Raw genomic sequence first — 20,390 nt, forward strand, 5'->3', positions numbered from 1 at the left:
CTCAAGAAAAACGGAATTTTGGAAGAAGTCTTTGAGTAGGAAAATAGTGATTAGCTAACGTCGTATCGAGACCATTCAGTAATGCAGGATCGCATCTGACATAAACGCAGCTCTATATCAGAAATTCATGATATTTTGACATAAAACTATACCTATGCTGCAAACTGACATAGAGTTTTTCTTATATCGTAAATAAGGGCGTTTCTGACATATGAATCTTACAGATTATAAAGCTGGCAGCTTCGAACAGCGCTATGAGTACAAAGCCTTCCTGCCCGAGCCTATCTGCCATGAGTGGATCATCGCTGATCCTGAACTAATGGATTTACTCGGGCGTGCGGATCGCGCCATGGGTGAACTGAACGCCTTCGCTCAATTGATCCCTGACATCGATTTTTTCATTCGTATGTACGTTGCAAAAGAGGCTTCTCAGTCCAGCCGTATAGAGGGCACACAGACCAATATTGAGGATATCTTCAAAGGCGTCGACGACCTGAAGCCAGAAGAGAAAGACGATTGGTCTGAGGTGCAAAACTACATAAACGCGATCAACTTTGCCATCGATTCTCTGGATACGCTGCCGTTATCAACGCGCCTGCTGCGGCAAACCCATGCCAAGCTGTTGCAAGGCGTTCGCGGTGAACATAAGCAACCGGGTGAATTTCGCAGCAGCCAGAACTGGATCGGCGTCAGCCTGAAGCACGCGGTCTTTGTTCCACCACACCACGAGCATGTACCCGAGTTGATGGGTGATCTGGAAAAATTTCTTCATGCTGAGCAATTTTTCGTCCATCCACTAGTCCGCATCGCCATTGCCCATTACCAGTTCGAGACTATTCATCCGTTCCTGGATGGCAACGGCCGCCTTGGACGTCTGATGATTTCACTTTATCTTGCGTCCGAAGGACTGCTGCACAAGCCAGCGTTATACCTTTCAGACTATTTTGAGCGTAACAAAACAGCGTATGTGGACCACTTGATGGCCGTTCGCCAAGGCAATCACTTGCGCGAGTGGCTGATTTTCTTCCTGTTTGGCGTAGTGGAAACCGCACGTGCCTCAGCATCGGTTTTTCGTGCCATCATTGATTTGAGACAACGTATTGAAAGAGACGTATTGCCGCGTTTCAGTAAGCGCCGTCAAGACAATGCCCACAAACTGATGCGTCACCTCTATGCACAACCGGTGATCGACGTAAAGTGGGCAACGGATACGCTTGGTGCATCAACCAACACGGCCTCAGCATTAATTACCGATCTGGTCTCTTTCGGGGTGCTAGTGGAGATCACTGGGCAACACCGCAATCGTTTGTTCACCTTCAGCGATTATTTGAATCTTTTCCGAGCATAACCATGCCAACAGGCTCCTTGTAAGCACTTGATGCGCCCGTTCCAAGGTTACCTGCGTGATGCTGCGAATCGTGGATTACAGGCATGACCGGCTGGGGAGGTCGGGTCATGATTCGCTCGGAACTTGAGACCAGACTCCACTGTAAACACCATCCAGACCACCGAAGAATCTCATCCATCGAGAGCTAACCTCCGACACCTTGAATAAATGACAGATCAGCAGAGAAACAATGGGCTATCAGCCTATTATTGTTAATTCAACATAACCATATACTCAGCTCATACCCTCAAAAATACCGCTTTTCCCATTGTTTAACGTCCAACAACCACGTAAAAAATCTATGAACAGTAAAGACACCTTTTATGACCATAGGTTACGCACGAGTCAGCACCCAAGACCAAAACTCTGAATTCTGGTCAAGCGGTTAAGATGGGGTTGGTGGAGCGCTTACAAATATCGGGGCTTACACGTCTTATCGATTTTAGTCGGGATATTGCCGCCGAAGTTCGTGCTCGACCGCATCACACACATGTCTTGAAAATTGGATCGCTACAAAGCGGTTCCACACGTGCGGCCGACATATTGATGATGGATGCCGTCCGACTTGGTACCAACCTGCTTCGCGCATCCTGATCCCTTATGTAATCCGTTTCTCGGAAATCTTTGCTCCTTTTTTTGACGTGTAGTAACATGCCTACATAATTCACGTTTTAGAGGTGCACCCATGACCATCACCACTGTATCAAGCCGCGAGTTCAATCAAGGTGCGAGCGAGGCAAAGCGAGCCGCAAACAATGGGCCGGTGTTCATCACTGACCGGGGCCGTCCAGCGCACGTTCTCATGAGCATCGAGCTTTATCAGAGTATTACAGGTGGTCACAAGAAGATTGCCGATTTGCTGGCAATGCCAGGCATTGCTGATGTTGATTTCGAGATTCCGCGCTCACATGATCTTGCACGGCCTGCGGACTTTTCCTGATGTTTCTTCTTGATACCAACGTGGTTTCTGAACTGAGAAAAATCCGCCTTGGCCGAGCCGATAACAATGTGGTGCAGTGGGCTGATAGTGTGGATGTCGTAGATCTTTACTTGTCAGCCATCACTGTTCAGGAACTAGAGATGGGCGTGTTGTTGGTCGAGCGGCGTGACCCACCACAAGGCGCTGTTTTCCGGTCTTGGTTAGAGAGCCATGTTTTGCCAGCCTTTGCTGGACGTATCCTGCCAGTTGATACAGCCGTTGCGCAGCGTTGTGCGGTGCTCCATGTACCCGACCCACGCCCAGCAATGGATAGCCTGATTGCAGCAACCGCACTTGTTCACGGCATGACCCTGGTAACGCGAAACGTGGCTGATTTCCAGTTATCAGGCGTAACGATCATCAACCCGTGGGATGCTAAGTGATAGACATATAACATGAAAGCACCTTGCACCCTGTGACCTACGCTAACTCATCCTCGGTAACTGTAGCTCGCCATCTAGGCATCGATTCACCGCAGGTACAAACCCACACGATTCAAAACTCGGTTAACCGGTTGCGTGGACATTACCTGTCATTGCTGTCCCACGGTTCTTATGATTTTAAAGACGCAAATTTCCGCGACTGGATTCAGATGAATGTCGAGCAACCAGAATTAGACTGACACCTCAGTCCGCCGGGTAACAGAGTGCCATGCGTGCGTATTGGACGCTGAGTTCGACAGCGGAGGAATCTACCGGTATTTCAATGTCTATAGTCCCATCTTTGACGATCTTGCGGGTGCCAGCTCACAGGGCACTTACTTTAACGCCAATATCAGGAACGACTTCTCCTATGAAAAGCTTGAATAGGAGAGGCAAATGCCCACCCACTGGGCGGGCATTCGTTCTATGTTTAATGATGATATTTGGATTCCCGCAGACTTCTCATGCGGGGTGGCTTAGCCTGAAACCGGAGAAGGTTGACAGGTGCGTGTAGCAGGGGCTCAACTTTGGCACCTAACCAGGAAGGCTCGAATCCATTCTGTTTCGTTATCTTTCGGTTCCAGGTGATATTGCTTCACGATCCGGAAAAAGCGAGCAACGTAGCCGCACTGGCCGTTTGGCGGGAGCCATTCATCGGGTCCTTTGCCCCCTTACTCCGATTCAGAGAGGCCTCAACAGGCCAAAGATTTCTGAGATCGTTGGCGAATTCTTCACGTTTCTCACGCGACCATTCATTTGCACCTCGTTCCCAAAACTTGGATGCTCCCAATCGTTTAACTTCTGATCAAAAACTCGAACTGTTCAGGAAGCTCTTTCACGGCAGACAGGATATATATGCGATTCGCTGGCAGGGTGCCAGCGGCCGTTCCGGCTATGCCGTCGCCTGCGAGAACGAGTGGGCCCCCGGTATTTGTCAGAAACCCAGGATCAAGTGCGGAGAATGTCCACACAGAAAATTCAAGCCTCTGGATTTCAATGCGGTGTACGACCACTTGTCTGGCAAGCATGTCGCTGGGCTATACCCTTTGCTACCGGACAGCTCCTGTTACCTCCTGGCGGTGGATTTTGATAAGGACGACTGGAGAGCAGACGGTCGTGCGCTGGCCCAAGCCTGTCGTGGTGAAGGTATGCCTTATCTCATTGAGGTATCTCAATCCGGTGCTGGCGCCCATCTATGGATCTTCTTTTCAGCAGATGAATCTGTTGCGAGACATCTATAGCGGGCTTGCTGAACTGCGTCATGCCTGTTTCCTCCAGGCATAAAAAAACCCGCTCGATTTGTGCGTGACTGCCGAGGCAGACATAGGCATAGCGGGTATGTTACGACTCAGTTTATTGATGACGTCCTGATTATGCAAGCTCAACTTATTCCCTCGGCGATTCTACGCATCCATATATTATCAAACATGGCCCCACCGGGCGGTTTGTCGTACACAGAGCAAGCCACTAACATCAAAACACCGGCCAAGAACTCAGATGAGCCGACGCTATCGTTAACTATCGGATACTTTTTAAGACGAACAGACCGCTGCCATTGTCCGGTTTCCGGACACTTAATTCCTATCAGCCTTGTGCCCAAAATCGGCTTTAATCGGTCAAAATATTGATATATCGGCGTTTTTATATTATGCGTTATTGGATTACGTATTTGACATTCCAAATCTTGGTCGATTAAGCCCTCCTATTCACCGCACTGTAGCGGCGCTCTCCGAAGGCAGGGGTCGCAGGTTCGAGTCCTGCTTTCGCCATGATCACGAATTCAAGCATCTTGCAACTATACTTGCAGGTTTCCCCGATTTACCGAATAATATTGCAAGTATAATTGCAACTTAAGGTGCTCACTATGAATCTCACGCTGCAGATTCACTGGGATAACCAGTGGCATGATACCGGTATTGTGACTTTCCGTGACCCCGGCCAAGGACTGCTAGGTAACCCGACGTTCTCTTACGACACAGAATATGTGGTTAATGCCCTCGACCGGGCCGGTGATTTTGAAAAAGAGGATCTGATTGATAGGACGGCGATCAGTGTGAAATTGCCTTGTATTTTCGGTGGTGATTACACTGACGGTGAGATTGCTCCAGTGCTCCGGGATATTATTCCGCAAGGCGCCGGCCGCCGGCACTGGGTCAAAACTCTGGGTTACGCTCGCGACCCGGAACACACAATCGATACGCAGCTGTTATCTGAAGGTTGTGTTGGCCCGATTGGTAACTTGCGTATCAAGGAGGCTACTGAGCTTTTCGAAGCTCAGGTCGCTGAATCAGAGGTTCTGCTTTTTGATCGCGCAGACGTTTGCACTCGTGCCGACAACCTCATTCAGTACGCGCACAGTTTCCGGTTGGCGATCGGCGGTGCCTCAGGCGCTGGCGGCGATGCACCCAAACTCCTGCTGGTTGAAACCCACGAGGGCCAATACGCCCTTGAGGGAACCATTCCAGATGAAGATGTTGCCCGACATTGGCTGGTTAAATTCCCTCGTGGCAAGAAATCTTCTGATGATATCCGGGTGCTTGAAGGTGAGGCAGCAATCTACCAGTTCCTTGAAGCACGGAGATATAACTCCACCCCGGGCGCGTTTATAGACACGATCGATGGCCATTTTGCGCTTTGGCTACCGCGGTTCGACCGGGAGGTGAGGCCGGATGGAGTTTTGCGTCATGGAATGGAATCTGTCTATTCCATGATGGGAATTCTGGGCGATGGCGCTCGACTGGAGCACGTCAACGTGATTCACAAGCTCCGGGAGTGCGTAACAAAACCCGACGAACAGGACGCCTTGTTGGCGGACTACCTGGTACGGGATATCTTGAATACGGCAACGGGCAATCGCGACAACCACGGGCGCAACACATCGCTGATTAAGCGTGACCGCGATATCGAGCTTGCACCGGCTTATGACGTAGCTCCAATGGTGCTGGACCCCGAAGCAATCGCAATGTCGACCTGGTGGCCTAACCGTCTACTGAACGAAAAGCGCAACCCGGATTACGCAGCCATCCTGGAAGAGCTGGCGGTCGACAATCGACGGGCAGCGGCGCTTATGGTCGAAGAGCTTCTAAAGCTGACTGGCATGGCAAAGGGCCTGAAAGATTTCGGGGCGCCGGACGAGGTGGTAAACCATAAAGCGATGCGGATGCACGAGCCTGAACTGGTTCTGAAGCAACTGGAGCGCTTTCAGCGGGTAGGATTAATGAAGGACAACACGGTGGTTATCCATGCCTAAACTGAAAAAGCCCATTACTGGCGAAGAGCGAATCCAGGTTCGACGGCGGATTTTATCAGAGCTCAACGACTCTAAAATTCACTTGGGTGAGGCAATCCGGCAACTACGCCTGCAATTTACCGGGCTGAGCCAAAAGCGGTTTGGCAAGATTGTCGGTTTCTCGGCGACCACGATTTCAGCAATCGAACGTGATCCTGAATCCGCGACCGTCAAAACGATTAATAAAATTCTCCGGAAGTTCGGCATGCACCTGACCATGGGGATGATCATTTCGAAAAACGCATAAACCGCACTGAAACCATGCCAGAGCCTCAGCTTCTTTTCCTCGGCTCGTATTCTGGGCTCAAAGAAAAAATAAATCTATCCCGGTTTTCGCGCTAAATCAGGCCGGTTTACCGGTCCAGATTGTCGTAGGCGTAGGTGTATTCGGGGGTGCCCTGGAGATCATGGAATTGTTAAAGAGCTCGTGACGTTGCCATCACTGAATTGGAGGATTGATCAGCTCGTCCGGTTTCCAAACTCGTTACAACCAAACAAACGCATACTGCCCGCAGGGAACAGGGGAAATACTGTGCCCAACTGCCTTCCGGACAGCGGACGAGACAATTGATAGTGTTGAATCTATGTTTTGCTAGGCGAAACTGACCTCCAATCTACTTAGGTTATTTGATATTTTTTTCAAGAAAAACTAATTTTTTGGAATGCTAAATTTAAAAATGCGATTTCTTGACGAATTTCGAGATCCGTGCATAACTATATTTGCCCAGCAGTATGTGATTCTGCTTAGCCAAATAAATAACTACAAAAATCAAAAGACCGAGAAATGACGGTCACAACCAAAGGTATGTATGTAATGCCACTTAAGAAACGCCTGTATCAAACCCTTGTGCTCGCATCAGGGCTTACACTGTTCGGCTGCGGAAGTGACAACGAAACAGCGCCTGCAACTGACACCGAAGACTCCGCTCGCCTGCAGGACTCCCGCACATACGCTATTAACCCTGCAAGCCTATCTCTGTCCCCCATTGCAAACACCGCAACAGACATCTGGTCCGGAGTTATGGATAACGGTGCGGGTTACCTAGTTGAGGTTCCGGAAAACTGGAATGGTGCTCTCGTAATGTATGCCCATGGCTACAAGGGAACCGGCGATAAACTCTCGGTAGATGCACCAGCCTTACGCGAGTGGCTTATCGATAATAATTTCGCCTGGGCCGCCTCCAGTTACAGTAAAAACTATTATGACGTTGAGGCCGGCGTTGAAGACACCAACGACCTGGCACTGAAATTTACGGACATCGCAGAAGCTAACGGTCGACAACTCGTAGCACCCCATAAAACCTACATCATAGGCGTCTCAATGGGGGGGCACGTTGCGGCTGCTGCGGTAGAACAAGAAACCTTATCTTCTGCCAGAAACAAAGTTTTCTATGATGCATCAATGCCTATGTGTGGTGTCGTCGCCGGCACACACGAGTTCGACTATTTGCTTGATGTCACCTTTGCGGCACAGCATGTTGCAGGACTTGGCCCAAACACCTACCCGGCGGACTTTGACCAGTCGGAAATTGACAGTATTCTCTGATCGACGAACCCATCATTTACCGCACAGGGTGTTCCAACAGCGGCCGGCATTGAACTCGAGGGAATCGTCCGCAATCTCAACACCTTTTACCAACTGGACAATGACCCGCTCCGATCTACAGAAGAGAACACCTTTAACAACACCATCCTGAGAGTTGAGCCAGACCCGGCTGCCAACGCGCCGCGAGCAAACGGCCTACGTTATATTCCGGAGGTAAATGGACAGTTCTCGGTTCCGGTGATGACACTGCATGGTTTGGGCGACTTATACGTGCCGTTCGTCCATGAACATATCTATCGCCGGCGTGCGATTGCCAATGGTAGCGACAACCTTCTTGTACAAAGAGCCATTCGTGCACCGGGTCACTGCGATTTCACCGTCGAAGAACAGTCTTCAGCGTTTAGCGACCTGGTGGGCTGGGTCAACGCAGGTATAAAACCGATCGGTGATAACGTTCTGGATGCGAGCATAGTTTCGCAGGAAAGCTATGGTTGTACATTTTCTGATCCAGCACGGGATCAACACATGAGCGCTTGTCTCGCGCAGTAATCAAATCTGCAATAAAAAAGGGTGGCCTGCCGGGCGGTAATCCCCCCTTTTTTCTTGGATTCAAGTAATAAGTGCAGCACCGCTCGTATTTAAAGCTCCTGAGTATTCGCCCCAGAAAACCTCTGCCGGTGTGCGATAGCCCAACCGCTTTCTTGGCCGGTTATTCAGTCTGTTCACGGCTTGCCTGATTGCCTTTCTGGACACCCTGGCGAAGTCGGTTCCTTTTGGGAAGTACTGCCTCAATAGGCCGTTTGTATTCTCGTTGGAGCCCCGCTGGCTGGACCGGTAAGGGTCACAGAAATCCGAGGTCAGCGACAGCGTGTTGCTGAACGTCTGATGGTCTGCAAACTCAGAACCGTTGTCCAAAGTCAGCGTCTGTACCGCGCCTCTGATAGGCCTTAATTCACGGATGATGACATCTATGACTAAGCCGGCTTTAAGCTTCGGTACACAGTCTGCAAGAAGATAGCCCGTGCGCCTTTCAACCAAGGTGACTGCGCCAGAATTTTTATGTCCATGAAGGATCGTATCGCCCTCCCAATGGCCTATATGCAGCCGTTCGTCAACGGCTTTGGGACGGTCGCAGTAGGAATGCCGGTCACCCGGCACCCCCTGCACAGATCCGTACGTGCGCTACTAACGCATACGGCTCCTATCTTGAGTGTATACCGTCAAATCGTTTGTTTGGCCAAGGATGCACAACTCTGGGTTGTGGCAGCGCGTCTCGCAAGAACTGACCGAAGCGCGCCCACAGGAGACGGTAGCGCTGGCGGCGGCGTAACGCCTTCATCCAGAGCTTTCCAAGTTCCGTGTGAAAGCGGCTCACCCTGATGACGTTGCCTGGAACGGCAAAGTAGTTCAGGTGACCCCGCATCACTGCAGCCAGCCAGCGTTTCTGCTCGCCAACCGGCCGATGCCTGTTTCGGTATAACCAGTCCTTTACGCTATGCAGCGTTCGTCGCGTGCGGCTCACAGATGTTTGCCAGCAACGGCGAAATCACTGCGCCCTGAGACACTCCGCGAGCTGAGCGCACGTGCCTGCCGTCCTCGTCGTAATGGCCTACCTTCATCCATTGTGTCAGTAGGCGAATCAGACGCTTGTCCTTGATCCGGTGCTGGATAAACGTGATCAGCCAATCATGTTCGACCCGGTCGAAGAACTTCCGGATATCCAGATCCAGCACCCAGTTCACTTTTCGTCTCGTGATCCCCACGTAGAGCGCATCCAGCGCATCGTGCTGCCCCCTGCCCGGCCTAAACCCGTAGGAGAAGTCAAGGAAATCTTCCTCGTAAATGTGCTGCATAAGCGCAACGGTTGCCTGCTGGACCAACTTATCTTCCATGCACAGAAGGCTCAGTGGCCGCAGGCTGCTATAGCGCGACAATTAACTTGGCCGGTTCGTATTGACCTTCACCATACGGCCGCCACAGGCTGAGTGTGGAGGTATGTCCGGGATCTCCCGAGTTCCGTACAGAGTGCTTATCTGCATGCTGAAGGTCTGCGACTGCGGGAGAGTGGCCCATACCTTGCGGCTTGACGGTACTGGCCCTGTTGCATTTTGCTTCGCTTAACAGCATCTGCCTCTCCAACTAATGATTTCGCCGTTCGATACTTCGCCTGCAGACACCCCTGTCAACACTTCACGGCGCCCCTTGCGGACAGTCGCGCATGACTCGGGGACGAGGTGGCCCGCCAGCCTTACCTCGTAGGGACTTTCATCCTGACACTCTGCCGATTTAGCTCGGCGTTCTAAGCGTTCATCACTAGCGATGATGGGCAGTATCGTGTGATGTCTTTCAGCTTCAAAATATCGATTGTGACTACTGGTGTTAAGCGTCGGTGTATTGAATCGCCCCGGGTTTAGTAGAGACAGCAACCGTTGGCTTTCGGCCATCATGCGACAGTTGATACGTTGGCTTGGTATAGCGCTTGATCCATTGATACAAGCGGTGCAACGAACCACAGCTTCGTTATTTAGAGGCAATCACTGCAAGCAGTCGAACTAGTGCGGGACGGAGAATCGACACTTCGAAATCTTTGCGCTGCAATGCTAGCTGGCTAACAACGTGTCCGCTGATGGTATTGATCATTAGTGCTGCATCCTCGTCTGGATCGTCAGAGCCGAGGTTGGTCAAAACCTTGCGAATGATCCGGGTGTAAGCTCGTCCCCACTCACGCAGAATAGGCCGAAGTTCGGGCGATCGGGCTGCAGCCAAGTGCAGTTCGATGATTGTGATCCCCATGCTGCGGTCTTCAATCATTTGCTGATTAGAATGGCGTGCGATCACCGTCGCCAAGGCCTCCGGATTGGTCTGCATGGTCTCGAAATCACTCAAAACAGTCGACAGTACTTCTATGTTGCGATTGGCGACCAGTACCATCGCTTCCTTGATAAGCTCTTCACGTGTACCAAAATAATAGGTTACCGAACCATGACTTGCGTTGGCCTCTGCTACCACCGTACGAAACGTTACAGCGCCCGGGCCATCACGCACGATAATCTGCAGCGTTGCGGAAAGCAGGGCACTACGCCGCTCTGTGCCACGCTGAGTCAGATTGGCTGGCGCTCGAGTTGCGGTTCGAGATAAGTTATGCGTGTTTTTGCGTGCGGAAGTGTCGGTCATAAATCGCTACTGTAGTCTGAAGGCCGACTTTAACATAAGTGGTGTAAACGTCGGCACCTGCTATGAGCGGGGTGCCGACTGGCTAGCCGTGCAATAGATCAGACTGCGCCAGCGCCTGGGAGCCTTGGAAGGCGCACATGTACTTCGCTTATACCTACTATGTCCCCATCCTGATCGGTCGCCTCAATATTGATGATCGCAAAGTCGTTGCCGTTGTTCAGAACATGGATATCGCGCACCTTACCCTTACAGGTAATGATATTACCGACAGGTCCCGGCTTGGTGAATTTGCTGTCCACCGTGATGATGTCAGCCAATGGCCCGAATGACCTCAACACCACAGAAGCCATGAATGACATGCTCATCATGCCATGCTGAACCGTCTTAGGGGTGCCAAATACTTGGGCGCGCTCACACCAGTCCGGATTCATATGCACTGGATTAAGGTCGAGACTCGCGAGGCCGTAACGGTGAATCAAATCTTGAGTGATCTCGTAAACGAGCGGCTCCAGTACATCGCCGGCCTTGAGGTCGTCGAGATATGGGACAGCTTTGGTTTCAACTTGTTGTACTGTATTCATGATCAGTCTCCTCTGTAATCAAGCTGTGGCAAAACGACGAACGTCGTCGGCGGTGGGCGGCAGGATGAGCGTGCCCCAGAACTCGACTTTCTTGCGCCCATTCTGGTCGGTCAACACTGAATGCGTGGTGATGTAGGCCTTATCACGGCGCCAGTAGCGGTCACTTGTTTCCTGCATCTGGGTTAATCGGTCACCCACATTAAGCTTGTCAAAGAACTCGATGTGCTGAAATGGGTTGCGCGCGCCGGGAGTTCGGATCCAAGAGCCTGACGAGTCCGGTTGCGCGAACCAGAACGCAATGGTGGTTATGAATACCGGATGCACGATAACCGTTCCGTGAGGAGCATGAGCGCGGGCATAATCGGGATCGACGAAGAGCGGGTGAGTCTCGCCGAGCGCTCTGTTATAGGCGACGACGTCTTCTTCCTCGACGATAAAGGTTCTCGCATTGCGTTTCATTTGACCGACTTCGACCGTATCCCAAAATTCGCAGTCCTCCCATGTTGCAAGGAAATCACGGGTAAAGCCGCGCTGTCTCTCCGTTTCAACAAGATGTTCGAATACTTCGGTGTTCTTGCTCATGTTTAAAACTCCTGTGCTTCAAGTTCTCCAAATGGAGCGTTTTAGGCGCCCTCTTGTGCCGACTTTCCAGCAAGAGAAGGCTGGGTAATTTTTCAGAATGTCTGTTCAATCCCGTACAAGTGCTGAATTTGGGCGCTGTATTTGTGTTCGATTGCTTTGCGTTTGAGCTTCATCGTGGACGTCAACTCATCGCCGCCTGGATGCCACTCCACGTTCAATATCGTGTACCTCTTGATCTGCTCGACTCTCGATAGCCGGGAATTGCCGATTGCGATGCCTTCGGCGACAGCGGCTTGAACTTCCGGGTGCTGAGCAAGTTCTTCCATGGGTACAACGATCCCACGAAGGCCTGCCCAGGCTGCGGCATAGTCGGGATCGAGCATCAGCAACGCGACATTGAAAGGTCGCCGGTCACCAACCACGCAGGCTTGACCTATCAGCGGATGTCCAGACTTGAGCATGGCTTCTATGTTCGCCGGCGACATATTCTTGCCGCTCGAGCTAATGATCAGCTCTTTCTTGCGATCGGTAACCCAGAGAAAATCATCCTCATCCAGACGACCGACGTCGCCAGTTTTGTACCAACCGTCGTCTGTTAGAACTTCTGCAGTCTTCTCTGGCTGTTTGTGGTAACCCCGCATGACCGGTCGACCGCGCAGCAAAATTTCACCATCTTCGGCAATCTTTATTTCCATGCCTGGCACCACTTTTCCCGCGCTGCCCAATCGAAAGCTACCAGGGCAGCCAATGGTCCCGCAGGCGCAGGTTTCGGTCGCTCCAAAGATATCGCCCACGGGCAATCCGAGACCTGCGAAAAATTCCAAAACGTGTACAGGGGTAGGCGCGGTGCCGGTGTTCAGTGCTTTCGCTTGATCCAACCCAATTTTTGCACGCAGGGGGGCGAATAAAGTCGTTTCCACCTGCAGCAAATGTGCCTGCGCTTCAGCGGACAAATCGTCTGTGGCGTCGGGACTGTTACAAAGTAAGAGATTAGTCGCCATCGCAGTCTGAATATCAGCTTGAACGGAGCGTGGAAGCTTTTCAAATTCTGCTTCGATTCCAGCCTTAAGCTTTTCCCACACACGAGGTACGGCGAAAAACCAGGTAGGCCGCACGGTCTTCAGATATTGCGGTAGCAGCTTGGGATCAGGGCAAAGTGTCACCTCTAAACCGAAAATGACCGGGCAATAATATTGACCGTTACGCCCGGCGACATGGGCGTGGGGTAACCAGGAGATGATCCGGCCCCCCTCGACCATCTGCATTAACGTGCCCATATTGCGGGCCGCACTGAGCAGGTTGGCATGAGTAAGTCGGACACCTTTGGGGGCGCCGGTGGTGCCAGATGTATAGACCAGAGTCAAAAGTTCTTCAGGATGGGCAGCAGCCGCAGCGTCGGCTAGCTTCAGTTCGTTATGCACCTGTTGCAGTAGCGCATCGAGATTGTAAACCGGCCATGGGTAACTATCTTGTTGGCCAGATGGCGGACCATCAACAGTCACAATAAGCTTGAGACCCGCGAATCGCTCTGACTGCTCGACCAAGCTGGGTAAATGACTCGACTCGGTAAACAATAGGCTGACACCCGCATCATCGAGCATGTATGCCAATTGTTCCGCAGAGGAAGTTGGGTACAGAGAGACTGGCACACCACCAACAAACAGGGTGGCAGCATCGGCCAGATAATATTCCCGAACATTGCCTAGCAATAGACCAATCGCATCCCCACGCTGTACGCCAAAAGCGTTAAGTTGCGCCGCAAGCTTGCCCGCGAGGGTCACAAAATCCTGCCTGGTCCAGCTCATCGCGCTATCGCTGCACCGAAGAAAAATGCTGTTCGGAGCGCGAAGAACGAAATCGGACAACTCGTCCAAAAAACTCCGGTTCGCTACCGGCTTGCTGTCGATATCCACTCTGTGCATAGGTGCTCCTGCTCTTTATTTTTTATTCTCCAAACGGAGAATATGTTGAGCACGAATGAGTGTCAAGGATGATCACCAAGAAGATGAAACCTCGTTCGACCATTCGCCTGCGCAACGGCAGGAGTTTCGCGATTAAAGTTATCTAAAGAGGTAATGCTGAAAAACAAAAGACCTTTTGGGTTTGTTAATGATGCCATCATACCTTGACGCAAGAGCCATCAGCTGTTGACGGCTTTAACCTCAGCGTCGACTGTGGTCGTAATCGGGGGGGGGGAGCGCCACACTTGAATCCCAAGCCAGACGAGGTAAAAACCACCGACCCACTTAAGGATCGAAAGCCAAATTAAAGAAGACTTTATTAGCGCTCCAATTCCAAACATGCAGAGCGCAATAGCGACGATAAAACTTACCGCCCCACCCCATATCGTGAATAAGGTCTTTCGACTCCCATGGAGTGCCCCGTGGGTAAGTGTAGGTCTGAGCAGGCCGTTCTTCGCTTTAGCCATCTATCCACAAATTCTCGCAGCAAAAAGGGGCCTTCAGTCCAATGGCCAACTGATACAAGAAGATAGATCATATTGGCTTATGCTATAACCGATTGTTTTTATTTGTTTTTTATTTCTCCTTCCAAGGTTTGAGCTATACTTTCCTAACTTTCACTACACCTTTTGGACATTGACGTCGTTGATAATAGGAGCACCGCATGTCTCGATCTCGTTCCAACCAAAACATCAATTTGGTGCGTCCAACACATCTGGAAATCCTATTTGTCGGCGACATGCATGCAATCAGGATTGCGGGTTCGAGCTAGGCAGGCAAGATCAAAGGCATTGTGGGTCACCATGATGATTTTTTCAGAATCCCGATTGTCGTAGAAGGTTAAGGCGTTTTCCATCCAGAACATCCACAAATCGTTTTGTTCTTTGAGTGACAAATTTGCGAACATCGAGCGATGGCCGACGCGCGGATGCGGTGATGACTCTGATCAAGTCAGCGAAGCTGAACGGGCGTGATCGGTATGCCTACCTGAAGGATGTGCTAAGCCGTTTCCGCCAGTACCGGATGACATGACCAGCGAGGCCTTCCGCTTCCAATTGCCGGTCGCGTTCCAGCTCCGTTAAACACACCGCAAGAGATTGGATGTACGCTAAAAACCAGAAGATGAGAATTTTTTCTTGTTGTTAATGATTATCATTTGTATAGTTGCCCTCCTGATTTTAACCCGTTGTAACAGGAGAGCAACATGTCTACGCCTTTTTCCCGAAACCTTTTGGCACTGGCGGTCATTTCCGCCTCTGTGCCGACCATGGCCCAGGAGCATAGCCTCAACGAACTGGTCATCATCGGCGATGAAGCATCCGCATCCGCCCTGCCCGGTTCCGCCCATGTGGTTACCAGCGAAGACTTGGAAACCATGAAGTACACGGACATTCACAAAGCCGTGCGAGAGGTGCCAGGGGTTTACCTGAAGGAAGAGGATGGCTACGGCCTGCGCCCGAACATCGGCATTCGTGGCTCAGGCTCCGGCCGCTCTTCCAAGATCACACTGATGGAAGATAACGTGATGATCGCTCCGGCACCCTATTCGGCGCCAGCGGCCTACTACTCACCAACGTTCGGCAGAATGAACGGAATCGAGGTTCTGAAAGGGCCAGACCTGCTGCGTTACGGCCCCTATACGGTGGGTGGAGCCATTAACCTGCGTTCAACTCCAATTCCCTCATCGGAAGCTGGTCATGTAACGACCGAAATCTCGGAAAATGCAGGCAAACGCATTCACAGCTGGTACGGCAACAGCACCGACAACGCCGGATTCGTGATCGAAACCTTCCAGGACGAAACAAACGGCTTCAAGGAACTGCAACAATCAAGCCGTGATACCGGTTTCGAAAAGCAGGACTACGTTGCCAAGGCGCGCTTTAATTCCGACGCCTCCGCTGACGTTTATCACCAGCTCGATCTGAAGGTCCAGTACAGTGAGGAACTGAGCAACGAAACCTACCTTGGACTAACCGACGACGACTTCAGGCGTGACCCGAACAAGCGTTACTTCCTGTCCCAGCTCGACAACATGGACAACCGCCACAAGGGCTACTCCGCCAGGCATCTGGTGGAACTGACTGAAGACCTGTCACTGACCACCACGCTCTACCGCAACGAGTTCAAGCGCAACTGGTACAAAGGTAACTTCAACAACCTGATTAAAGCCGCCAACAATGGCGACCAGACGGCCTACAGCCAGCTTCAGGGTACCGAGCCCGTTGGCCCATTCACGCTGACCAACGGCGCACGGGAATACCTGTCCCAGGGTATCGAAGTGAAAGCCGACTATGGCCTCACACTGGCGGGTATGCGCCACGACTTTACCGTTGGCGCCCGTGTGCACGAGGACGAAGCCGATCGCTTCCAGCCCAAGGACCGCTATGAACAGGTCATTAACAATGGCCGCCCGGCCTTCGAATTTGTTGAACAGATCGCACCCACCGGCGGTGATAACCGCATCGACGAGGCCGAGGCCCTTAACCTGTTCTTCGCGGACCGGATCGCCATTAACCCCGACCTGACCGTAACTGCCCTGCTGCGCTATGAAGATATTGAAACCTCGCAGACCCGCTGGAGCACCTCGGAGCGCACGTCGGCCAGTGAAACCGAAACTGCCAGCAACGACACCAGCGAGGTGCTACCCGGCCTTGGCGCAACCTACCGCCTGAGCCCGACGGTTACCCTGATCGGTGGCGTGCACCGCGGCATGGCGCCCGCCGGCTCCGGCGGCACTAACGTGGAGCCGGAGTTGAGCACCAACTTCGAGGCTGGCGCACGATATAACGATGGTGGCTTGCGTGCCGAAGCCATCGTGTTCTACAGCGATTATGAAAATACCGTGAGAAACTGCTCCATCGCCAATCCCTGCAGCATCGGCAATCAGATCATTGATTCCGGGACAGTCAGTGAAGGAGAATCGAAGATTCAGGGCCTCGAGTTGCTGGCCGCCTCTGAGTTCACGCTAGCCAACGGTCTGGCTGCGCCGGTGCAGGCCACCTGGACCTACACCAACGCCGAAGTCACCAAAGACAGCGACGATGGTAGCGTGCGCAAGGGCGACAACCTGGCAGACTTGCCCGAAAATGTCGTATCTGTGCGTGCAGGCCTGCGCGATGGCAACCTCTGGGATGCCTACGTCAATATCTCGTATGTTGACGAAACCTGCATCGACAACAGCTGTGACCGCTCAGGCACTGATAACACCTTCCGTAAAACCGACGACTACACCGTGGTGGACCTCTCCAGCAGCTACGCCCTGAACCCATCCACCCGGGTCTATGCCAAGGTCGATAACGTCCTCGATGACCAGGAAATCGTTTCCCGCAGCCCCCATGGCGCCAGACCTAACCTGCCTCGCACGGCCTATGTGGGTATCAGCGTCGATTTCTGACAAGGGGGGAATCCTAGCCTTCGATGAGATAATTCAATGCTCGTTCGGCCCGGTTCGTGACCGGGTCTTTTTATGTGCCCGTGCCGGGCGCATATCGAGTAGGATGAGGTCCCTGTGTTGCAACAAAATATAGTGATGACGTCGCGCCTAAGGAAAGTTACCCAAATTCAAGTTCGACCTTTCGCCTTGCTGTATACATCACCGCGTTCCCGGCGCCCTACGGCCACAACAGTCACTAAAACCTCTCCGTCCTCAACCTGGTAAACCAAGCGATATCCAACACTCTTTAATTTGATTTTGTAGCAACCTTGCAGCCCCGACAGGGCGTCACCTGGAACGTGAGGTTCATCAAGGCGCCTCGTAAGCTTTTTCTTAAACTGATCCCGAATTGCCGGGGCAAGCTTCTTCCATTCCTTCAGAGCTGATGGTTTGAACGCAAGCGAATACTTAAAGCTCATTGAGATCGACTCGAATACTTGGCTCTACAAGTCTCTCTTTCACAATTGCTACCATCTCTTGGTCGTCAAGTCGGTCAAGCATGGCTTCGTAGATTTCAGCCGGAACGCAGTAGAATGCCGGTTTGTTCCGGTTCAGAACGACGATCGGGAACCCCTCTCCTGAATCCACGGCCGCCATCGGATTCTTTTTGAGCTCTGAAATGCTCGCGGTTACTTCAGAATAAATTTGATTAGTCATAACTCTTCCCCAAGACCTGTTAATAGGTCACATTTTGAGGGTGAGCGGGCTCATATGCAAGGAAAAGACCTTTTAACAGATCCCATAAAACAGTCGCTCGGTTACCACCTTTATTATCTTCCGACCGGGGTTCCCGGCCGAAAGGTTCGAAATAATCCCGGACGCCCGAGACCGGCTGAATAAACCGCCTAAATCCCCATGCAGTTGGCGTAGTAGGTTGTGGTCGCAGGCCAGTCTGAGAAAATCCCGATCACACCCACTTCCTGAGCCAGCACGTCAATTACTGTGAACATGTCGCCATCATTGTTAATGACATCGTTGATGCTTTGATAATACCAGCCACCGCCGGTATTGAGCGGCCCGCTACGCTCCAATGACCAGCCAATCAGGTCAAGGCCTGCAGCCTTGGCATTGATCGCGTACTCAGACGGTACGATCTTCTGATTGCCGTCCAGGGTCAGCATTTTCCAAATCGCTGGCGCCAAAATGGGAACCCCTTGCTGGGCGAGCCCTTCCATGTACGCCATAGATACGTTGTCCGGGTCGTTCGCTTTTTCATCCAGAAATACGGCCTGGTTGCCAAATTCAGGCATCTGATTAACCCAGAAAATGACGTCATCCAGCAGGAACGACTGTGGCCATACATTCTCAGGGTTTACTCCGGCTTCAGCGTATTCACTGATCATCTGCCGGGCGTAATCCTGTTGTGTGTAGTCTCCTTCAAAAGGCATATCTACCACCGGTGTTTTCAGTTCCGGGGTGAACTTGACGCCCAGCTCCTTGAGCAACTCGATACTTTCGCGATGACTCAGCAGCGTGCCTTCGGTGGCATACAGCTCCGTACGCCAATCGGCGGTGCCGCCAAGATACGCCTCGGGTGTGGTGGCATCCGGATTAGAGGCATCCATTTTCCCCCTAAGCGACTTGAACTCAGCCAGCGTAATGTCACTGGTGCGGCATTCGGCCTTGGCCGGTGTGGCGCCGTCCGAACTGGCGGGCTCAAAGGGCGTAGTGCATTTGGCGTTCAACTCCGGCACTGCCACGATGTTAGTGGTGGTATGCAGATCATTCTGGGCGTGGCGACAGACCAATTCACGGTCTTTGGTGAAGGCGACGTCACACTCGATGATTCCGGCCCCCATTCTGGCAGCGGCCACATAGGATTCGCGGGTATGTTCAGGAAATTGCAACGGCGCGCCTCGGTGGGCGATGGAGAAATCCGTCCGAGCCAGGGGCTTTGACTCACAAGCCTGTAGCGTATTTTTCAGTTCGCCGTCATCCATATCATTGACCAAAAAATAAGGCCTGGGGCCAAGCTGAACTAACGATTGGTCGTTTCCGGTAGGTGTCGCTTCGGGCGCACTGGCTTTGTCATCGCTGTCGTTGCAGCCGGATAACATAGCAAGAGAACCGATGAGCAGAGGCAGGATCAATGAGCGTTTCATGACAGGTTCCTTCTGTTTGTTGGTTTGGTAGCTCCCGACCTGACATTAGTCGGTGGCAGTGTAGTGGTCAATTAATCCCGCACGGTACTGGTGCGGGCGTTAATAAGACGGGTGCGATCCAATGTGTATTCGTCACATTCGATAATTTCTACCGAGCCCGGTAGGCCTACCCGTTGCTGATTGGGCATCACGTCCGTGTAGAAACGATCAACATACTTGAACGAAGCTACTTTGCAGTGTGAGTTCCGGTCCCACTTGCTTCGATCAGCCGCCAGTATGCGGGCCCGAGTGTTACAAATGATCGCTCGGCTGACTTCCGCCTCGCGAATTTCATGATCCATCAAGCCGTGCTGCAGATCCATGCTGCCGGTACTGATGACGCCGAAGTCGGTGACGAAAGAATTAAAGAAATTGGTGACCTCTGGCCCCACTACATCATGGTCGTTATGCCGGTATTGTCCACCAGACACGATGACTTCGATGTTGGAGTTTCCTGAAAGCGCTGACGCCACATTGAAATTATTGGTTAAAATCTGAAGTGACTTGTGATGAATCAGCGCTTGCGCCACCAGTGTAATGGTAGAGCCCACCCCAAGACTGACGGTGGCCCCTTCCGGAATGCCAGCTGCAATGCGCTTAGCGATCTGCTGTTTGGCCCACAAGTTGCGCACCTGGTTGTCGTCGTCAACAGGATGCACAGCAGCGCTGGTCGGTAAGCTCACGCCACCGTATCGACGGCGCAACAAACCCTGCTCACAAAGCTTATTGATGTCGCGACGAATGGTCTGAGTAGTGACGCCAAAGCGCCTCGCAATGTCTTCAACTTCGACATGCTTTTGCTCATGCACCCACTCTATAATACTTCGCTGCCGATCCGTGGCGTCCATCAGTTTAAGCACACTGTCAGTTACCCCATGTTGTTGCTATACGCAGC

Annotated in this window: 23 protein-coding genes and 1 pseudogene; 11 read left to right on the top strand and 13 right to left on the bottom strand. The window is 52.0% G+C overall.

The genetic code is table 11. From position 1 onward, the window contains the following. The first annotated feature begins 211 nt into the window (after positions 1–211). The 4 genes from CPH80_RS13105 to CPH80_RS23335 all read left to right on the top strand — a co-directional run bounded on the left by CPH80_RS13105 (position 212) and on the right by CPH80_RS23335 (position 3,175). On the top strand, positions 212–1,348 hold the full coding sequence (locus CPH80_RS13105) for a Fic family protein (protein ID WP_096278434.1): 1,137 nt from the start codon (positions 212–214) through the stop codon (positions 1,346–1,348). Positions 1,349–2,072: 724 nt separating this feature from the next. Then, complete coding sequence (locus tag CPH80_RS13110; RefSeq protein WP_096278436.1) at positions 2,073–2,327, top strand: type II toxin-antitoxin system Phd/YefM family antitoxin; 255 nt, start codon at positions 2,073–2,075, stop codon at positions 2,325–2,327. Then, positions 2,327–2,749: a type II toxin-antitoxin system VapC family toxin gene (locus tag CPH80_RS13115; protein ID WP_096278438.1), complete on the top strand. Its 423-nt coding sequence runs from the start codon at positions 2,327–2,329 to the stop codon at positions 2,747–2,749. Before CPH80_RS13110 ends, CPH80_RS13115 begins: the two co-directional genes overlap by 1 nt. 279 nt (positions 2,750–3,028) lie before the next feature. Continuing rightward, a complete protein-coding gene (locus CPH80_RS23335) occupies positions 3,029–3,175 on the top strand; it encodes a KTSC domain-containing protein (protein ID WP_096278440.1) in 147 nt (48 codons plus the stop codon). Between the two features lie 208 nt (positions 3,176–3,383). On the opposite strand, the gene CPH80_RS13125 is transcribed toward CPH80_RS23335, so the two are convergent. Next, a complete protein-coding gene (locus CPH80_RS13125) occupies positions 3,384–3,578 on the bottom strand; it encodes a DUF1524 domain-containing protein (protein ID WP_227520150.1) in 195 nt (64 codons plus the stop codon). Here CPH80_RS13125 and CPH80_RS23340 point away from each other — a divergent pair. The 5 genes from CPH80_RS23340 to CPH80_RS22015 all read left to right on the top strand — a co-directional run bounded on the left by CPH80_RS23340 (position 3,565) and on the right by CPH80_RS22015 (position 8,172). Further along, complete coding sequence (locus CPH80_RS23340; RefSeq protein WP_413772235.1) at positions 3,565–4,029, top strand: TOTE conflict system archaeo-eukaryotic primase domain-containing protein; 465 nt, start codon at positions 3,565–3,567, stop codon at positions 4,027–4,029. The genes CPH80_RS13125 and CPH80_RS23340 overlap by 14 nt on opposite strands. A gap of 623 nt (positions 4,030–4,652) precedes the next feature. After that, a complete protein-coding gene (locus CPH80_RS13135) occupies positions 4,653–6,038 on the top strand; it encodes a type II toxin-antitoxin system HipA family toxin (protein ID WP_096278442.1) in 1,386 nt (461 codons plus the stop codon). Then, positions 6,031–6,324 (top strand): helix-turn-helix domain-containing protein, encoded by a 294-nt coding sequence (locus CPH80_RS13140; protein WP_096278444.1) that lies wholly within the window; start codon positions 6,031–6,033, stop codon positions 6,322–6,324. Before CPH80_RS13135 ends, CPH80_RS13140 begins: the two co-directional genes overlap by 8 nt. 537 nt (positions 6,325–6,861) lie before the next feature. Further along, complete coding sequence (locus CPH80_RS22010; RefSeq protein ID WP_197703547.1) at positions 6,862–7,623, top strand: hypothetical protein; 762 nt, start codon at positions 6,862–6,864, stop codon at positions 7,621–7,623. 240 nt (positions 7,624–7,863) lie between these two features. After that, complete coding sequence (locus CPH80_RS22015) at positions 7,864–8,172, top strand: hypothetical protein (RefSeq protein WP_197703548.1); 309 nt, start codon at positions 7,864–7,866, stop codon at positions 8,170–8,172. A gap of 60 nt (positions 8,173–8,232) precedes the next feature. On the opposite strand, the gene CPH80_RS13150 is transcribed toward CPH80_RS22015, so the two are convergent. From CPH80_RS13150 to CPH80_RS21875, 8 genes are all read right to left on the bottom strand, one after another. Then, on the bottom strand, positions 8,233–8,790 hold the full coding sequence (locus CPH80_RS13150; protein WP_096278446.1) for an IS30 family transposase: 558 nt from the start codon (positions 8,788–8,790) through the stop codon (positions 8,233–8,235). Positions 8,791–9,116: 326 nt separating this feature from the next. Next, positions 9,117–9,515: a reverse transcriptase domain-containing protein gene (locus CPH80_RS22500; protein WP_264754786.1), complete on the bottom strand. Its 399-nt coding sequence runs from the start codon at positions 9,513–9,515 to the stop codon at positions 9,117–9,119. A 628-nt stretch (positions 9,516–10,143) separates the two neighbouring features. Next, positions 10,144–10,797: a TetR/AcrR family transcriptional regulator gene (locus CPH80_RS13160; protein ID WP_096278448.1), complete on the bottom strand. Its 654-nt coding sequence runs from the start codon at positions 10,795–10,797 to the stop codon at positions 10,144–10,146. A gap of 98 nt (positions 10,798–10,895) precedes the next feature. Beyond that, positions 10,896–11,378 (bottom strand): MaoC family dehydratase, encoded by a 483-nt coding sequence (locus CPH80_RS13165; RefSeq protein WP_096278450.1) that lies wholly within the window; start codon positions 11,376–11,378, stop codon positions 10,896–10,898. 18 nt (positions 11,379–11,396) lie between these two features. Then, entirely contained in the window at positions 11,397–11,960 is a 564-nt protein-coding gene (locus tag CPH80_RS13170) for a MaoC family dehydratase (protein ID WP_096278452.1), read from the bottom strand. 92 nt (positions 11,961–12,052) lie between these two features. Beyond that, positions 12,053–13,873: an AMP-dependent synthetase/ligase gene (locus CPH80_RS13175; RefSeq protein ID WP_157746897.1), complete on the bottom strand. Its 1,821-nt coding sequence runs from the start codon at positions 13,871–13,873 to the stop codon at positions 12,053–12,055. 227 nt (positions 13,874–14,100) lie between these two features. After that, on the bottom strand, positions 14,101–14,388 hold the full coding sequence (locus CPH80_RS23345; RefSeq protein WP_197703549.1) for a LysE family transporter: 288 nt from the start codon (positions 14,386–14,388) through the stop codon (positions 14,101–14,103). 257 nt (positions 14,389–14,645) lie between these two features. Continuing rightward, positions 14,646–14,828: a hypothetical protein gene (locus tag CPH80_RS21875; RefSeq protein WP_172898571.1), complete on the bottom strand. Its 183-nt coding sequence runs from the start codon at positions 14,826–14,828 to the stop codon at positions 14,646–14,648. 8 nt (positions 14,829–14,836) lie between these two features. Here CPH80_RS21875 and CPH80_RS21670 point away from each other — a divergent pair. Beyond that, positions 14,837–14,953, top strand: a pseudogene (locus CPH80_RS21670) (transposase domain-containing protein); the annotation flags it as partial. Positions 14,954–15,125: 172 nt separating this feature from the next. After that, a complete protein-coding gene (locus tag CPH80_RS13185) occupies positions 15,126–17,315 on the top strand; it encodes a TonB-dependent receptor family protein (RefSeq protein WP_096278455.1) in 2,190 nt (729 codons plus the stop codon). 167 nt (positions 17,316–17,482) lie between these two features. On the opposite strand, the gene CPH80_RS13190 is transcribed toward CPH80_RS13185, so the two are convergent. From CPH80_RS13190 to CPH80_RS13205, 4 genes are all read right to left on the bottom strand, one after another. Continuing rightward, positions 17,483–17,773 (bottom strand): type II toxin-antitoxin system RelE family toxin, encoded by a 291-nt coding sequence (locus CPH80_RS13190; protein ID WP_096278457.1) that lies wholly within the window; start codon positions 17,771–17,773, stop codon positions 17,483–17,485. Next, on the bottom strand, positions 17,763–18,011 hold the full coding sequence (locus CPH80_RS13195) for a type II toxin-antitoxin system Phd/YefM family antitoxin (protein ID WP_053112999.1): 249 nt from the start codon (positions 18,009–18,011) through the stop codon (positions 17,763–17,765). The genes CPH80_RS13190 and CPH80_RS13195 overlap by 11 nt, the downstream gene beginning before the upstream one ends. Before the next feature lie 188 nt (positions 18,012–18,199). Next, on the bottom strand, positions 18,200–19,456 hold the full coding sequence (locus tag CPH80_RS13200; RefSeq protein WP_096278459.1) for a glycerophosphodiester phosphodiesterase family protein: 1,257 nt from the start codon (positions 19,454–19,456) through the stop codon (positions 18,200–18,202). A gap of 71 nt (positions 19,457–19,527) precedes the next feature. Then, entirely contained in the window at positions 19,528–20,355 is an 828-nt protein-coding gene (locus CPH80_RS13205; protein WP_227520153.1) for a DeoR/GlpR family DNA-binding transcription regulator, read from the bottom strand. Between the last annotated feature and the right edge of the window lie 35 nt (positions 20,356–20,390).

Source organism: Marinobacter sp. LV10R510-11A (assembly GCF_900215155.1).
GTDB lineage: Bacteria > Pseudomonadota > Gammaproteobacteria > Pseudomonadales > Oleiphilaceae > Marinobacter.

What these genes read in the sequence shown, in the direction of transcription:
- CPH80_RS13105 (WP_096278434.1), top strand. Translation starts at nt 212, where the DNA reads ATGAATCTTACAGATTATAAAGCTGGCAGCTTCGAACAGCGCTATGAG.
- CPH80_RS13110 (WP_096278436.1), top strand. Translation starts at nt 2,073, where the DNA reads ATGACCATCACCACTGTATCAAGCCGCGAGTTCAATCAAGGTGCGAGC.
- CPH80_RS13115 (WP_096278438.1), top strand. Translation starts at nt 2,327, where the DNA reads ATGTTTCTTCTTGATACCAACGTGGTTTCTGAACTGAGAAAAATCCGC.
- CPH80_RS13135 (WP_096278442.1), top strand. Translation starts at nt 4,653, where the DNA reads ATGAATCTCACGCTGCAGATTCACTGGGATAACCAGTGGCATGATACC.
- CPH80_RS13140 (WP_096278444.1), top strand. Translation starts at nt 6,031, where the DNA reads ATGCCTAAACTGAAAAAGCCCATTACTGGCGAAGAGCGAATCCAGGTT.
- CPH80_RS22010 (WP_197703547.1), top strand. Translation starts at nt 6,862, where the DNA reads ATGACGGTCACAACCAAAGGTATGTATGTAATGCCACTTAAGAAACGC.
- CPH80_RS22015 (WP_197703548.1), top strand. Translation starts at nt 7,864, where the DNA reads ATGACACTGCATGGTTTGGGCGACTTATACGTGCCGTTCGTCCATGAA.
- CPH80_RS22500 (WP_264754786.1), bottom strand. Translation starts at nt 9,515, where the DNA reads ATGGAAGATAAGTTGGTCCAGCAGGCAACCGTTGCGCTTATGCAGCAC.
- CPH80_RS13160 (WP_096278448.1), bottom strand. Translation starts at nt 10,797, where the DNA reads ATGACCGACACTTCCGCACGCAAAAACACGCATAACTTATCTCGAACC.
- CPH80_RS13165 (WP_096278450.1), bottom strand. Translation starts at nt 11,378, where the DNA reads ATGAATACAGTACAACAAGTTGAAACCAAAGCTGTCCCATATCTCGAC.
- CPH80_RS13170 (WP_096278452.1), bottom strand. Translation starts at nt 11,960, where the DNA reads ATGAGCAAGAACACCGAAGTATTCGAACATCTTGTTGAAACGGAGAGA.
- CPH80_RS23345 (WP_197703549.1), bottom strand. Translation starts at nt 14,388, where the DNA reads ATGGCTAAAGCGAAGAACGGCCTGCTCAGACCTACACTTACCCACGGG.
- CPH80_RS21875 (WP_172898571.1), bottom strand. Translation starts at nt 14,828, where the DNA reads ATGTTCGCAAATTTGTCACTCAAAGAACAAAACGATTTGTGGATGTTC.
- CPH80_RS13185 (WP_096278455.1), top strand. Translation starts at nt 15,126, where the DNA reads ATGTCTACGCCTTTTTCCCGAAACCTTTTGGCACTGGCGGTCATTTCC.
- CPH80_RS13190 (WP_096278457.1), bottom strand. Translation starts at nt 17,773, where the DNA reads ATGAGCTTTAAGTATTCGCTTGCGTTCAAACCATCAGCTCTGAAGGAA.
- CPH80_RS13195 (WP_053112999.1), bottom strand. Translation starts at nt 18,011, where the DNA reads ATGACTAATCAAATTTATTCTGAAGTAACCGCGAGCATTTCAGAGCTC.
- CPH80_RS13200 (WP_096278459.1), bottom strand. Translation starts at nt 19,456, where the DNA reads ATGAAACGCTCATTGATCCTGCCTCTGCTCATCGGTTCTCTTGCTATG.